This window comes from Pedobacter sp. R-06, from assembly GCF_049913135.1.
Taxonomy (GTDB): domain Bacteria; phylum Bacteroidota; class Bacteroidia; order Sphingobacteriales; family Sphingobacteriaceae; genus Pedobacter.
Map to the genome: position 1 here is coordinate 4,336,357 of NZ_CP183977.1, position 13,473 is coordinate 4,349,829.

The 13,473-nt window shown below is 37.8% G+C and carries 12 protein-coding genes; 7 read left to right on the plus strand and 5 right to left on the minus strand.

Annotation, left to right across the window (positions count from 1 at the left end; genetic code table 11):
- Nucleotides 1-26: 26 nt before the first annotated feature.
- Both ACN9MR_RS17285 and ubiE read right to left on the minus strand, forming a co-directional pair.
- Entirely contained in the window at nucleotides 27-824 is a 798-nt protein-coding gene (locus ACN9MR_RS17285) for an outer membrane beta-barrel protein (RefSeq protein WP_426325460.1), read from the minus strand.
- Nucleotides 821-1,552, minus strand: a complete 732-nt coding sequence (gene ubiE / locus ACN9MR_RS17290; protein WP_426325462.1) for a bifunctional demethylmenaquinone methyltransferase/2-methoxy-6-polyprenyl-1,4-benzoquinol methylase UbiE — start codon at nucleotides 1,550-1,552, stop codon at nucleotides 821-823. The genes ACN9MR_RS17285 and ubiE overlap by 4 nt, the downstream gene beginning before the upstream one ends.
- A 164-nt stretch (nucleotides 1,553-1,716) precedes the next feature.
- Here ubiE and yihA point away from each other — a divergent pair, with 164 nt between their 5' ends.
- The 3 genes from yihA to ACN9MR_RS17305 all read left to right on the plus strand — a co-directional run bounded on the left by yihA (nucleotide 1,717) and on the right by ACN9MR_RS17305 (nucleotide 5,251).
- Nucleotides 1,717-2,340, plus strand: a complete 624-nt coding sequence (gene yihA / locus ACN9MR_RS17295; RefSeq protein ID WP_426325464.1) for a ribosome biogenesis GTP-binding protein YihA/YsxC — start codon at nucleotides 1,717-1,719, stop codon at nucleotides 2,338-2,340.
- A gap of 230 nt (nucleotides 2,341-2,570) precedes the next feature.
- On the plus strand, nucleotides 2,571-3,428 hold the full coding sequence (locus tag ACN9MR_RS17300) for a UbiA-like polyprenyltransferase (RefSeq protein WP_426325466.1): 858 nt from the start codon (nucleotides 2,571-2,573) through the stop codon (nucleotides 3,426-3,428).
- Between the two features lie 116 nt (nucleotides 3,429-3,544).
- Nucleotides 3,545-5,251 carry a M3 family oligoendopeptidase gene (locus ACN9MR_RS17305; RefSeq protein WP_426325468.1) on the plus strand — a complete coding sequence of 569 codons (1,707 nt, stop codon included), beginning with the start codon at nucleotides 3,545-3,547 and terminating at the stop codon, nucleotides 5,249-5,251.
- A 353-nt stretch (nucleotides 5,252-5,604) separates the two neighbouring features.
- Here the strand turns inward: ACN9MR_RS17305 and ACN9MR_RS17310 are convergent, their stop codons facing one another.
- On the minus strand, nucleotides 5,605-6,822 hold the full coding sequence (locus tag ACN9MR_RS17310) for an MFS transporter (RefSeq protein WP_426325470.1): 1,218 nt from the start codon (nucleotides 6,820-6,822) through the stop codon (nucleotides 5,605-5,607).
- A 291-nt stretch (nucleotides 6,823-7,113) separates the two neighbouring features.
- Between ACN9MR_RS17310 and ACN9MR_RS17315 the strand changes: the two genes are divergently transcribed.
- Both ACN9MR_RS17315 and ACN9MR_RS17320 read left to right on the plus strand, forming a co-directional pair.
- Nucleotides 7,114-9,063 (plus strand): amino acid permease, encoded by a 1,950-nt coding sequence (locus tag ACN9MR_RS17315; RefSeq protein ID WP_426325471.1) that lies wholly within the window; start codon nucleotides 7,114-7,116, stop codon nucleotides 9,061-9,063.
- 124 nt (nucleotides 9,064-9,187) lie between these two features.
- Nucleotides 9,188-9,733: a transposase gene (locus tag ACN9MR_RS17320; RefSeq protein WP_426325472.1), complete on the plus strand. Its 546-nt coding sequence runs from the start codon at nucleotides 9,188-9,190 to the stop codon at nucleotides 9,731-9,733.
- A 227-nt stretch (nucleotides 9,734-9,960) separates the two neighbouring features.
- Here ACN9MR_RS17320 and ACN9MR_RS17325 read toward each other — a convergent pair whose 3' ends face one another.
- Together ACN9MR_RS17325 and ACN9MR_RS17330 are read right to left on the minus strand one after the other, a co-directional pair.
- The gene (locus tag ACN9MR_RS17325; RefSeq protein WP_426325474.1) at nucleotides 9,961-10,113 is read right to left on the minus strand and encodes a hypothetical protein; all 153 of its coding nucleotides are present in this window, start codon (nucleotides 10,111-10,113) and stop codon (nucleotides 9,961-9,963) included.
- A gap of 3 nt (nucleotides 10,114-10,116) precedes the next feature.
- Nucleotides 10,117-12,075, minus strand: coding sequence for a KUP/HAK/KT family potassium transporter (locus ACN9MR_RS17330; RefSeq protein ID WP_426325476.1), 1,959 nt, complete (start codon nucleotides 12,073-12,075; stop codon nucleotides 10,117-10,119).
- Between the two features lie 180 nt (nucleotides 12,076-12,255).
- Here ACN9MR_RS17330 and ACN9MR_RS17335 point away from each other — a divergent pair, with 180 nt between their 5' ends.
- Nucleotides 12,256-12,786 carry a T9SS type A sorting domain-containing protein gene (locus ACN9MR_RS17335; protein WP_426325478.1) on the plus strand — a complete coding sequence of 177 codons (531 nt, stop codon included), beginning with the start codon at nucleotides 12,256-12,258 and terminating at the stop codon, nucleotides 12,784-12,786.
- Between the two features lie 75 nt (nucleotides 12,787-12,861).
- Nucleotides 12,862-13,473, plus strand: coding sequence for a fumarylacetoacetate hydrolase family protein (locus tag ACN9MR_RS17340; RefSeq protein WP_426325480.1), 612 nt, complete (start codon nucleotides 12,862-12,864; stop codon nucleotides 13,471-13,473).

Sequence of the window (13,473 nt, forward strand, 5' to 3'; positions counted from 1 at the left end):
AAGGTAAGTTTTTTTGGATTGCAGGACTATTGAAAAATCAAACTGAATGTTAATTGACGTAATTTCAACTTATCTATCGGATTGGCATAAACCGTATTGTCGTGCTGAAGCAAATCGCTGGTTGAATACGAGAGTTTTATTTCGGGCGACATTTTGAAATACTCGAAATAAATATCGAAACCAATACCTGTTTCGTACGAGAGGTAATTTCTTTTATTTTTTAAAAACTTATTTACGGGTGTTTCTCCTTCATCGAAGGTTTTCTTTTTCGAAGCTATATCTATCGAATACTTAGCACCGCCTAACCAATAAGCCCTGAAATTGTTCATCCGGTTCGACTTCACCTTTAGGCCTAACGGAAATTCGAACATGGTAGCCTGCACTTTTCTTTCTACCACGGTTTGAAAGTTTTTCGTTTGCCCATTGCCCACGTTGATCGGCGCCATAGGTTCGTATTCGTAAGTTACCACCCTATCACTAAAAATAAGGGAGGGTGTTGCCCTGATATCGAAGTTATCAGAGATCATTCTATTCATTACAAAACCCAATCCAAAACCTTGAGACGGTGGACTAGAAATGGAATTTAATGTTGAGGTAACCGGAATGCCCGAATTTGGATCGTAAGAAGGATCCAGGGAATTTGGCACCTCATAAAAAGGCGATCTCCAATTTTGTTTTTTAAGAATTTTGTATTCGGCTGAGATATACTGGAAATTAAAACCAAAACTCCAATCTTCATCATCTATTCCACCACCCCAATTTTGAGCAAAGGTGCTTGTAGAAATAATAAAAAGTGAAAGAATGAGGCTTAATTTTCTGATCATTTGGTTCCTACATATATCGAACTTATTCCAAACGTTAAAATTCTTTGTTTGGTACTTTTAAAGCCAACTTTTTCCATCAGATTGGTAAAATCTTCTCCGTCAGGAAAAGCTGCTACCGATTCTGGCAGATAGGTATAGGCTCTGTGGTCTTTAGAAAATAGTTTCCCAAAGAAAGGCGTTACCTGTTTAAAATAAAAACTATACAATTGTTTTACCGGAAAAACCTTTGGTTTCGAAAATTCCAATATCACCATTTTCCCGTTGGGCTTTAATACCCTGTACATATCGGCTAATCCTTTTTCGAGGTTTTCGAAATTACGCACACCATAAGCGCAGGTAATCGCATCAAAAGTATCATTTTCGAAATGCAGACCTTCAGAATCGCCTACCTGAACGGTAAAAACTTCGTTTAAACTACGCTCGTTAATTTTCTTCTTGGCTACTTCTAACATACCTTCAGAAATATCAACGCCAATTACCTTTTCGGGATGAAGTTTTTTAATGGCTTCAAAGGCAAAATCGCCAGTTCCTGTAGCTACATCAAGCAAAGTTCTCGGGTGGATGGAAACCAGTTCTTTAATGGCTTTCTTACGCCATAATACATCAATCCCTAAAGAAAGAAAATGGTTTAAAAAATCGTAGGTACCCGAAATATTGTTAAACATGGTTGCAACCTGCTCCTTTTTAGTTGCATCTTCTACTTGGTATGGGGTGATATTCTGATTCATGATATGGGCAAAGATAGATAAAAGTCGGGAGTCTTTAGTCCGGAGTCCGGAGTCTTTGGCGCAAAGTATTCAGTGTAGTGTCAAAAATCAGATAAAAAAGGTTACCAATTTGGACTTCAGACTTCCGGCTTCGGACTTCGGACTCAAAACCCTACCTTTGCACTATGATTATCAAAACGGCAACATTTGTTTGCAGCAACACCCAGATTTCGGCACTACCAGCACCAACTATGCCCGAATATGCATTTATTGGCCGCTCTAACGTGGGTAAATCTTCATTAATCAATATGTTGGTTAATCAACATGGATTAGCCAAAACCTCTCAACGCCCGGGAAAAACACAGTTAATTAATCACTTTTTAATTAATGATGCCTGGTACATTGTCGATTTACCGGGTTATGGCTATGCCAAGGTTTCTAAAACCAGCAGAGAGAAATGGGAGAAATTTATCCGCGCCTATATCACCAAAAGAGAGAGTTTGCAATGTGTTTTTGTTTTGATAGACAGCCGTTTAGAGCCTCAGGGAATTGATATTGAATTTTGCTATTGGTTAGGTGAAAAACAGATACCTTTTTCGCTAATCTTCACAAAGGCTGATAAACAGGGTATGACAACCACCCAGAAAAATGTAGCTGCCTTTAAGAAAAAATTAGGTGAGTTTTTCGAAGAAATTCCTGCCACCTTTATCACTTCTGCAGAAAAAGGAAACGGAAAAGATGATGTTTTAAATTTCATCTACGAAGTAAATAAGGATTTTGTTGTACCAACAGATTATAAGAAGTTTTAGATGGTTCATTGGCCATTAGTTCATTGGTCGATGGTTCATAGTCCTTGGTCTAGTTGCCAATAGCGTGATGCAAAATTGAATTTAACTTATGATCTTTGCTATATATAAACATAAGCCATTAACTATGATCTATTTTAGCACCCTGTCTATGAACCATTTGACCATAAGCCATTAACCAAAATAACAAATTAACCAGTTAACCGATTTATACAGTTAACCCTTTCCAATAAATGAAAAAATACTTTTCACTCGTATTATTCGCCCATTCTGTTTTTGCGCTACCATTTGCCATGATTGGTTTCTTTTTGGGCGTAACCACAACAGAAAACCCATTTTCCTGGTATAAACTGATTTTAGTTTTGCTATGTATGGTTTTTGCCAGAAACTCGGCCATGGCTTTTAACCGTTACCTGGACAGAAATATTGATGCAAAAAATCCACGCACCAAAATGCGCGATATCCCTGCAGGTAAAGTTTCGGCAAACGAAGCGCTTATTTTCGTAATCGCCAATTGTGTACTTTTCGCCATTACCACGTACTGTATCAATCCGCTTTGTTTCTATTTATCGCCTGTAGCTTTATTTGTGGTTTTGTTTTATAGCTACACCAAAAGATTTACAGCGCTTTGCCATTTGGTATTGGGTTTAGGCCTTGCGCTTGCTCCTATTGGCGCTTACATTGCCGTAACCGGACATTTTGCCTTGGTTCCTGTGCTTTACTCCTTAACGGTATTGTTTTGGGTGAGCGGATTTGATATTATATACGCATTACAGGACGAAGAATTTGACCGGGAAGAGAAATTACACTCCATCCCATCGGCACTTGGCATTAAAAATGCTTTGAATGTTTCGGTGCTGTTGCATATACTCTCTGCTACCTGTGTTATTTTACCTGTGTTTTTTACATCCTTTAGCTGGGTTTATTACGTAGGTATTGTGTTTTTCTGTTCGATGTTGATTTATCAGCACTTACTGGTAGAACCAAATGATATCAGCAAAGTAAACAGGGCGTTTCAAACCTTAAACGGTTATGCTTCGGTAGTATTTGCCATATGTTTTTTAATAGATGCGTATTTGAGACATAAATAAAAATGAGTAAAGACTGAATGGGTGAGTGATTGAGTTTTGAATGATAGAATGTTCAACATTCATTGATTCCATCATTCGCTAATTAAATCCTTCTTGCATTCAATAATTATAAAAACATGATTATAACTAAGAAACCTAGAACATATATTCCACAGGAACTAAACATTACCTGGGAGAATTTAGAACCACTTTTTACCGAACTGCAAAACCGCGAAATAACCAGCACAGCTGAGTTAGAACACTGGTTAAAAGACCGTTCGGAGCTTGAAGCTGCTTTAGAAGAAGATTTTGCCTGGAGATATATTAAAATGAGTTGCGATACCGCAAATGAAGAGCTGGTTAAAAATTTCCAATATTTTGCAACTGAAATAGAGCCGAAGATTTCTCCATTAGCCAACGAACTGAACAAAAAATTTGTCGAAAGTCCTTTTTTGGATAACCTGGACAAAGAAAAATATTTCGTTTACAGCCGTGCGATCAAAAAAGCGTTAGAGCTTTACCGCGATGAGAATATTGAGCTGTTTACCGAATTACAGGTGAAACAACAAAAATACCAGGGCATTACAGGCGCCATGAGCGTTGAGCTAAACGGCCAGGAATACACTTTAGAGCAAGCTTCGATCTTTATCAAAGATTTAAACCGCGAGGTACGCGAAAATGCATGGAAAACGATCCAGCAACGCCGCTTAATTGATAAAGATGATTTAAACGTGCTGTTTGATGAACTGATTAAACTACGTAACCAGGTTGCCTTAAATGCGGGTTTTGAAAACTACCGCGATTACATGTTCCAGGCTTTAGGCCGTTTCGATTATACGCCACAGGACTGTTACGATTTTGCCAATGCCATTGAAAAAGAAATCGTACCGATTTTAAAAGAGCAGGCCGAAAAACGCCGAGAAGCTTTAGGACTGGAAGTATTAAAACCCTGGGATTTAGAAGTAAGCATTAGTGGCAAACCGGCTTTGAAACCTTTTAACAACGGCGAAGAGCTGATTGATAAAAGTATTGCCTGCTTTAATGCCATTGATGAAAAATTGGGCTCTAAATTGGCAACTATGAAAGCCAATAACCTTTTTGACGTAGAGAGCAGAAAGGGTAAAGCACCAGGTGGTTACAATTACCCATTGGCCGAAACAGGAGCCCCGTTTATATTCATGAATTCGGCAAACTCGTTGCGCGATTTAACCACAATGGTTCACGAAGGCGGTCATGCGGTACATACTTTTTTAACCGCAGATTTAGAGCTAAACGATTTTAAACACTGCCCATCTGAGGTAGCCGAACTGGCATCGATGAGTATGGAACTCATCTCTATGGATAACTGGGATGTTTATTTCGACAACGAAGAAGACTTAAACCGTGCTAAAAAAGAACAGCTGGCTGATGTTTTGAAAACTTTACCATGGGTTGCTGTAATTGATCAGTTTCAGCACTGGATTTACACCAACCCTAACCATACTGCTGCTGACCGCGAGGAAACCTTTAAGCAGATTTTTAACCGTTTTGGTGCTGGTTTTGCCGATTGGACAGATTTAGAACAACAATTTGGAAATGGCTGGCAAAAACAACTTCATTTATTCGAAGTTCCGTTTTACTATATTGAGTATGCAATTGCCCAGTTAGGTGCCATTGCCGTTTGGAAAAACTATAAAGAAAATCCAGAAAAGGCTTTAAATCAATACTTAGCGGCACTTTCATTAGGTTATACCAAACCAATGAATGAAATATATGAAACTGCAGGAATTAAATTTGATTTCAGTGCCGAGTATGTGAAAGAACTGGCAAGTTTTGTGAAAACAGAACTGGAGAAACTGGGATAAGAGAGGTAAAAGGATAGAAGGTGGAAGGCTTTTCCCCTCATCGTAAAATAATTTAGAGGTCGTGGCATTTTGCCACGGCTTTTTTGTTTGTTGTAGTTTTGCCACGGAAACACAGAAGGCACAGAAAAATGCAGCGCCAGGATTACTCACATTTTTTCGATAATCAATACCAATGTTTTATCTGCTGTACCCAACTGAATAGACCTGATGGAAGTGAAAATCCCTTTTGGGTACTAGATACCTTGTTTTCACCAAAATTCCCCCAAAAGGATTGTAACGGACAGCAGGACAGAACCCTCCTATGAAATGCAGACGCTGCTCTTCAAAAAATACACATTCCCAATAACGACTACTTAGGCTTCATCCTTTTTCCTAATTCTAAGAATAATAAACATCACCAGTACTGATAGCAGGATCATGATCAGATAGCTGTAGCTTAGGTTACGTTCATCTTTAGCGGGGATCAGGTTTACAATGCCATAACTCAAAAAAGAAACAATTACATAGGTAATTCCTCCTGTTAGTCCACCCGCAATGCCTGCGTTTTTCGGGAATTTGCTCAGACAGAAAGTAAAGTAATTATTAAAGGTAAAGCCTGCTCCTACATGGATTAAAAAAGCGAAGAAAATTAACGACCAGAGATTAGAAACAAAATTTAAGCTTATAATCATCAGGACTACAAAAGCCACCTGAAACAGCGAGTTGATCATTAATCTTTTAAAGAAAGGCCTGTTAATGGTGGCCTTGCCGATAAAGCCTCCAACCATCCACGCAAAGCCTAAAAATAAGGAAGTATAACCTGCAATAACCGGAGAAAATTTAAAATGGTGCTCAATAATAAACGGACCGGTCATGTTGTAAACCATCACCATACAATAGGCTAAACCCAACATCACGATACCTAAGGTAAAGCTTGTTGTTTTAATCATTTCGACATAAATACCTGTTATCTTTTTCAATTGAAAATCGGTAAAATGCTTTAATGTTTCGCCACTGAACAGCAGCTCCAGCAATGCAAAAACAAGTGCAAAACCAGCCAGGAAATAGAAATTAGATTCCCAACCAAATACTGTTTGCAGGTAACCACCAATAAAAGGTGCTACGATTGGTCCGGTAGACCAGATGATGGAAAACAAACTCAGGTAATGTTTTAGCTGATCGCCCTCAAAAAGATCAACAAAGTACGCTCGTTTGGCCACTACAATTGCGCCTACAGTAAGACCATGGATAATGCGCATTAAATAAATCAGGTAAATATTATGGGTAGTTGCAATGATGATACTTGCTGCAGCGAAAATTATTAATGAGTATAAACAGATTTTATACCTTCCAAAACTATCAAGTACACTACCGATAAAAAGTTGTGCAACCCCATAGCTAATTAGAAAAATGCTGAGTGTAAGTTGAACCTGAACGTTGCTTACCTGCATTTCGCCAGCCATGGTAGGTAATGAGGGGATATAAATATCGGTAGCAAAACCCGACAATGGAATTAAGGCAAAGGCAAGTAAAGTAGCCAAACCCTGGTGACGTTCTTTGATGTATTTTATTTGTGCTAGATCTGCATTCATATTGGTATTGTAATGGTATGTAAATATTCCAATCAAACAAGACATATGTTGTTTTACTTGCCTTACTGATTATTGACACCAAAATTAGCTGTTTCATTTAGCCTAAAATTATGCGAATCAAACAAAGGATTATTCTAGCCAAATAATTACATTTTTTTACTTTAATCTAATAATTGCCAGCCTTTTCTATGGGATTTTGCCTACCAGATTGTGGTGTATCGAAAATTATATCCTGCTTTAAACGTTTTTAACCAAACTTTTTATAAGTTTGAGGAAACAAGCAAACAAAAGATGTTCGAAAAGCTATTCAGAAAAAAATCTATTTCCAAGATATTACAAGATGCGGCAAAAGGCTATGGCGACCATGAAAATACATTACATAAAACACTTGGAGTACGCGATTTAACAGCTTTTGGAATTGCAGCAATTATTGGAGCAGGAATTTTTAGTACGATTGGCAAAGCAAGTGCAGATGGTGGTCCGGCGGTAATCTTTTTATTTATTTTTACAGCAGTAGCCTGTAGTTTTGCGGCGTTTGCTTATGCAGAGTTTGCTTCAATGGTACCTGTTTCTGGTAGTGCTTACACCTATTCTTATGTAGCCTTCGGCGAACTGGTTGCCTGGATTATCGGGTGGTCGCTCATTATGGAGTACTCCATCGGTAATATTACTGTAGCCATATCCTGGTCTGATTACTTTACAGGACTACTCTCCACCATAAAAATACCACCCCTGGGCATAAATGGTATCCATGTACCCGATTGGATGACGATGGATTATTTGAGTGCCTACAACGGGCATAAACATGCTGAAGCACTTTTGGCGGCTGGCAAAAACCTGGCAGATTTAGATTCGGCTACAGCTTTGGCCAATAATGCATGGCTCACCGCTCCAAAAATAGGTGATTTTCACCTGGTTGCAGATATTCCTGCCCTGGGCATTATCATTTTAATTACCTGGTTAATCTACCGCGGCATGAAAGAAAGTCGCAATGCCAGTAACGCTATGGTAGTGGTTAAACTTGCAGTAATTCTTTTAGTGTTAGCGGTGGGTATATTTTATGTAGATACCAAAAACTGGGATCCATTTGCTCCGAACGGCGTTGCTGGGGTTTTAAAGGGAGTTTCAGCAGTATTTTTTGCCTATATCGGTTTCGATGCCATTTCTACCACGGCCGAAGAGTGTAAAAACCCGCAGCGCGATTTACCCCGTGGAATGATGTGGGCGATTATTATATGTACCATCCTTTATGTGGCTATTGCGCTGGTTTTAACCGGTATCGTTAAATCAGATACTTTAGCAGTTGGCGACCCGTTAGCGTTCGTTTTTGATCAGATTAACTTAAAATTAATGAGCGGTATTATTGCTGTAAGTGCGGTATTTGCCATGGCCAGTGTACTTTTGGTTTTCCAAATGGGACAACCACGTATCTGGATGAGCATGAGCAGAGATGGCTTATTACCAAAATCTTTTTCAAAAATCCACCCTAAATATAAAACACCTTCGTTTGCAACCATTGTGGTAGGCTTTGTGGTGGCTGTACCATCGTTATTTATGAATCTTACTATCGTTACCGACCTGTGTTCCATCGGAACACTTTTCGCTTTCGTACTGGTTTGCGCAGGAGTTTTAGTATTACAGAACAGGCCTGATGTACAGCGTGGAAAATTCAAAATACCTTATGTAAACAGTAAGTTTATTGTACCTATTGTTTTAATTGCGACTGTAATTTTTGCATTTACAAAATATGGGAAAGAAACAAAAGCTTTCTTTTTCAATTCTCCTAAAACCATCCAAACGGTAACATTTGTTACTTCTTTAAGTGGCGATGAACTGAAAATAGTTAAGGAGGAAATTGTTAAAAATGCAGCGCCTCAAATTATTTTAGCAGAAAAGGTAGATGCAGAATCTTATTTAAGTGCACTACCTGCTGACCGTTATGAACAGTTTATTTCAGCCTCAAAAGTATCGGTAGAAAAGAAATACGAAAGCGGCTGGAGTCTATTTAAGCATAAAATTCCAATGTGGATTTTCCTGATCATCTGCGTGGTCATCACTTACTATTGCATCACCAAAAACTTATCGTTAATTCCGGTTTTAGGATTGATCAGCTGTTTGTATATGATGTGCGAGCTTGGCATTTCGAACTGGATCGGTTTCGGTATCTGGCTGGTAGTTGGTCTGGTGGTTTACTTTGCCTATGGTTACAGGCATAGTAAACTGGCAAATCAGGAGGTTTAGGGATACTATATAACAATTCTATCGGTCGGTGTCTCACCGACCGAATCAAATTTCACAACAATTATTATCATTTTTTGTATCTTGAGTTTAAGTTATCCCTGCAACTTAAACACTAAACTAAATAATGCATATCTTCCATAAAAGACAGGGACAAATGGATTACAACTATCCATATTTCTATACAGATACCATCTGTGACTTTACACATCTATTAAATGATGATAACTTAAAAATGATCATCATAAATTCGCTGAAATTTTTAGTCAATCAAAAACTTATTGAAGTATATGGCTATGTGATTATGCCCAACCACATTCATTTAATCTGGAATATGTTGAAATTAAACGGAAAGGAAGCTCCTGCAGCTAGCTTTACAAAATTTACAGCGCACGAGTTCAGGAGGTATTTGTTAGTTAATAACCCTCCACTTATAAACCAATACCGTTCACAAAAGAATGATAGAATATTTCGGTTTTGGAAAAGAGATCCACTGGCCATCCCTTTGAGCAAAGAGGACACCCTGATACAAAAACTCGATTATATACATGATAATCCAACTAGAGAAAAATGGAATTTATGTACTCAACCAGAAGATTATAAATGGAGTAGTGCGAGCTTCTACGAAACAGGGATTGATGAATTCGGGATTCTTACTGATTTCAGAGATTAGGTATTTCGGTCGGTGAAACACCAACCGATAGCCTTGGTGTAGTGACCTATCTATTAGTCGGACTCTCGCCTATCGAACCTGTCGTCTAATCCCATAGTCCTGTCGGTCGGTGAGACACCGACCGATAGCCTTCGGGGCAAGCCCCCCTGAAATAAGCTCAGGGTGACGATCTCACAAATGTACTTCTAACAAAAAATCCCCTTTCTTAAACGGAAAGAGGATTCAATTTATTTCTTCTTTATAAAGGCAAGCGCAGTAATCATAACCAGCCCTAATCCAGATGCAATCATATAATTATTGGCATGATCGAAATGGTATAGTTTAGCTATGGGTCCAGCTATAAACAAACTGATGCCCAATATTAAAATCGCAGTTCTCATCAGTTAAACCGGCAATCTGTTCAATTCAATATCATCTGGTGTAACGAAAATTAACGGCACTTTCTCTACATCAACATAACTGCTATCCAGACCAAAACTCCGCTCTTCTGATAAACTTAATTTTTTAAGGATAAAGTAATAATCCATAATCTGTCTTTCATAGAAACTCAACTTGGTAAATTTAGATAAATGTTTTTCTAAAAGAACAAACCTGAAATCGCCGGCAATTTTATGTTTGTTTAACGAAGTGTACTGACTGGTGATATCGATTTCTCCATTCTTCACCAACTCTTCAACCACTTTACGGTACAACAAATTTACACGTTGCTCAATCCTGAAACCTAATCTAAAATCAATCCTGATCAGTTTTCCCGGGATCAGGAATTCAACTTTATAATCTAAGGTATAAGGCTCGTCCATTACATCAACATGTACCAACCAGTATACATCGGCACGTTTTGGTTCCTTTTGTATAATGGAATAAATAATTTTCGATTCGATCTCAGTTTTAAAGTTGGCACTGGTTAAATAAACCAGTTGAGATGAGTATTTCGGAACCGATTCATCTCCGCTCAGTTCAGTTAAAATCTCATAATAATCCTCAATTTCGACATATTTAACAAAACGGTTTTTGATTTTACGGGCCACAAACCAACTCCACATCACGGTAAACAATAACGAACCGATTAATACTGTTACCCAACCACCATGCAAGAATTTGGTTAAATTACTGATCAAGAATGTGCCTTCAATAATTACATAAGTAAAAAAGAATATCGCAACTAAATATTTCGGGAAGCGTCTGCTTCTCAAATAAAAACTAACCAGAATGGTGGTCATTAACATCGCTATGGTGATCGATAAACCATAGGCTGCATCCATTTTCTCTGCCTTTTGAAACAACAGTACAATTCCACAGCAACCAATCCATAACATCCAGTTAATAGAGGGAACGTATAACTGGCCTTTAGAAACCGATGGGTAAACAATTTTAATTTTAGGCCAAAGGTTTAAACGTACAGCCTCAGCAATTAAGGTAAAAGATCCGCTGATTAAAGCCTGACTCGCAATTACTGCCGCCATAGTGGCCAGTATCACCATCGGTATTTGAAACTGATCTGGAACGATCTGGAAAAATGGATTCATTTTTGCACCTGGAATATAACTTCCACTGTTCTGCAAAATCCAAACGCCTTGTCCTAAATAGTTTAGAATAAGGGTTAATTTCACAAAAATCCAACTGATTCTGATGTTATTTCTACCACAGTGGCCTAAGTCGGAATATAAGGCCTCAGCCCCTGTTGTACATAAAAATACACCACCCAGAATTAAAAATGCTAGTTTATTGGTAACCAGTAAATGAATGGCATAGTAAGGGTTAAATGCCTTTAGGATAGTAAAATCTTTAACAATAAAAGACATACCCAAAACACCCAAAACAGCAAACCAAACAAACATTACGGGCCCAAAAAGCTTTCCAACCAAATTGGTTCCAAACTGCTGGATAATAAATAAGATGGTTAAAATGGTTAGTACAATTGGAATAACCGGTACCTCAAACTTATTGGTAAGTCCCTCAATTGCCGATGTTACGGTAATACTGGGGGTAATAATACCATCAGCGAGTAATGCACAACCACCAACAACGGCTGGAACAAGCAGCCACTTCGCTTTTTTCCGTACCAACGAGAATAAAGAGAAAATACCACCCTCACCTTTATTATCGGCCCTTAGGGTAATAATAACATATTTAATAGTGGTTTGTAGGGTTAATGTCCAAATAATGCAGGATAGTACACCAAGAACGTTTGTGGGATTTATATCCTGTTTACCGCCTAAAATAGTTGTAAAAATTGCATTTAAGGTATATAATGGAGATGTACCAATGTCACCGAACACAATTCCTAAACTAATTAGAACCCCGCCGGCGGTTAACGCGTTGACATTTTTATGATTTGACACTTCGTTGATTATTTTAGTGCGGCAAAAGTAAACTAACTATAACAATTTAACAACCAAATTATTGTGTATTTTTAACACTATGAAAATTAAATTTTATTGTTAAATTGTGTTAAATTATGGGTTTTAAACAAAATGTTTAATTTCTTTGTTTTAAATTAATACATTTGCTATACCAATTTGATGAAACTCTACGCTAAGATAACGTTCCTCACAAAACTTGCATGCACATTGTGCATTGTCTTACTGTGCGGCGTAAATTCTTGGGCGCAACAAGCTGATAGCATTCACATTAGCTTAAAAAACAGAACAAAAAAAGTAAGCAGAATTCCTGAAATTAAAGCCAATATTACGCCTTACAAACCACTTTACATGACCGTTGGCGGCTCTGGAATGTTCAATGCTTACTCCACAACTCCAAAAAATACAACGGTTGTAGCAAAGGATAAATTGTTAACCATTGTAAAAATATATCCGAACCCTGTAGAAGATCAATTAAATATTATCTTATCTATCGGAAAAGATGGCACACAGACTACAATCAAAATCATCGATTTATTGGGAAATGAAGTGGCAACACTTTCAAATGAACGCTTAAATGCAGGTGAACAGACCAAAAGTTTCGTCATTCCAAACAGAATTAATCCCGGTATTTACTTTTTGAGGGTTATTGCCGGTTCTGAAAGCCAAGTAAAACGGATCTCAGTTTTATAACACCATTTTCTTTTCTATTTTTGATTGATGTGGATTTAACTCCCGTCTATTTTATCATATTTCATATTCTTAAGAATGAAAATCATCGCCATTGGCCGAAACTATGCCGAACATGCAAAAGAACTGAACAATCCGGTTCCAACCACACCCGTAATTTTTCTGAAACCTGATACAGCTGTTTTAAAAGATAATAAACCTTTTTACCTGCCCGATTTTTCTGATGATGTACATTACGAATTAGAAGTGGTTTTAAAAATCTGTAAAGAAGGAAAACATATTGCCGAAAAATTCGCCGCTAATTATTATGATGAAGTGGGATTAGGTATCGATTTTACCGCACGCGATATCCAGGCCAAACATAAAGAAAAAGGATTGCCATGGGAACTTGCCAAAGCTTTTGATAACTCGGCGCCCATCAGTACCTTTCATCCTAAAAGTGATTTTGAAGATCTTTACAACCTAAATTTCGAGTTGAAGATAAATGGAGAAAGCCACCAGGTAGGCCATACTAAAGATTTGTTATTCTCGTTCGAGAAGATAATCAGCTTTGTTTCTCAATATATCACTTTAAAAAAAGGCGATTTAATTTTTACCGGAACACCGCAGGGTGTAGGAAAAATAAATAAAGGCGATAAATTGGAAGCCTGGTTAGAAGGAAAGCAACTTTTAAATTTTGATGTAAAGTAA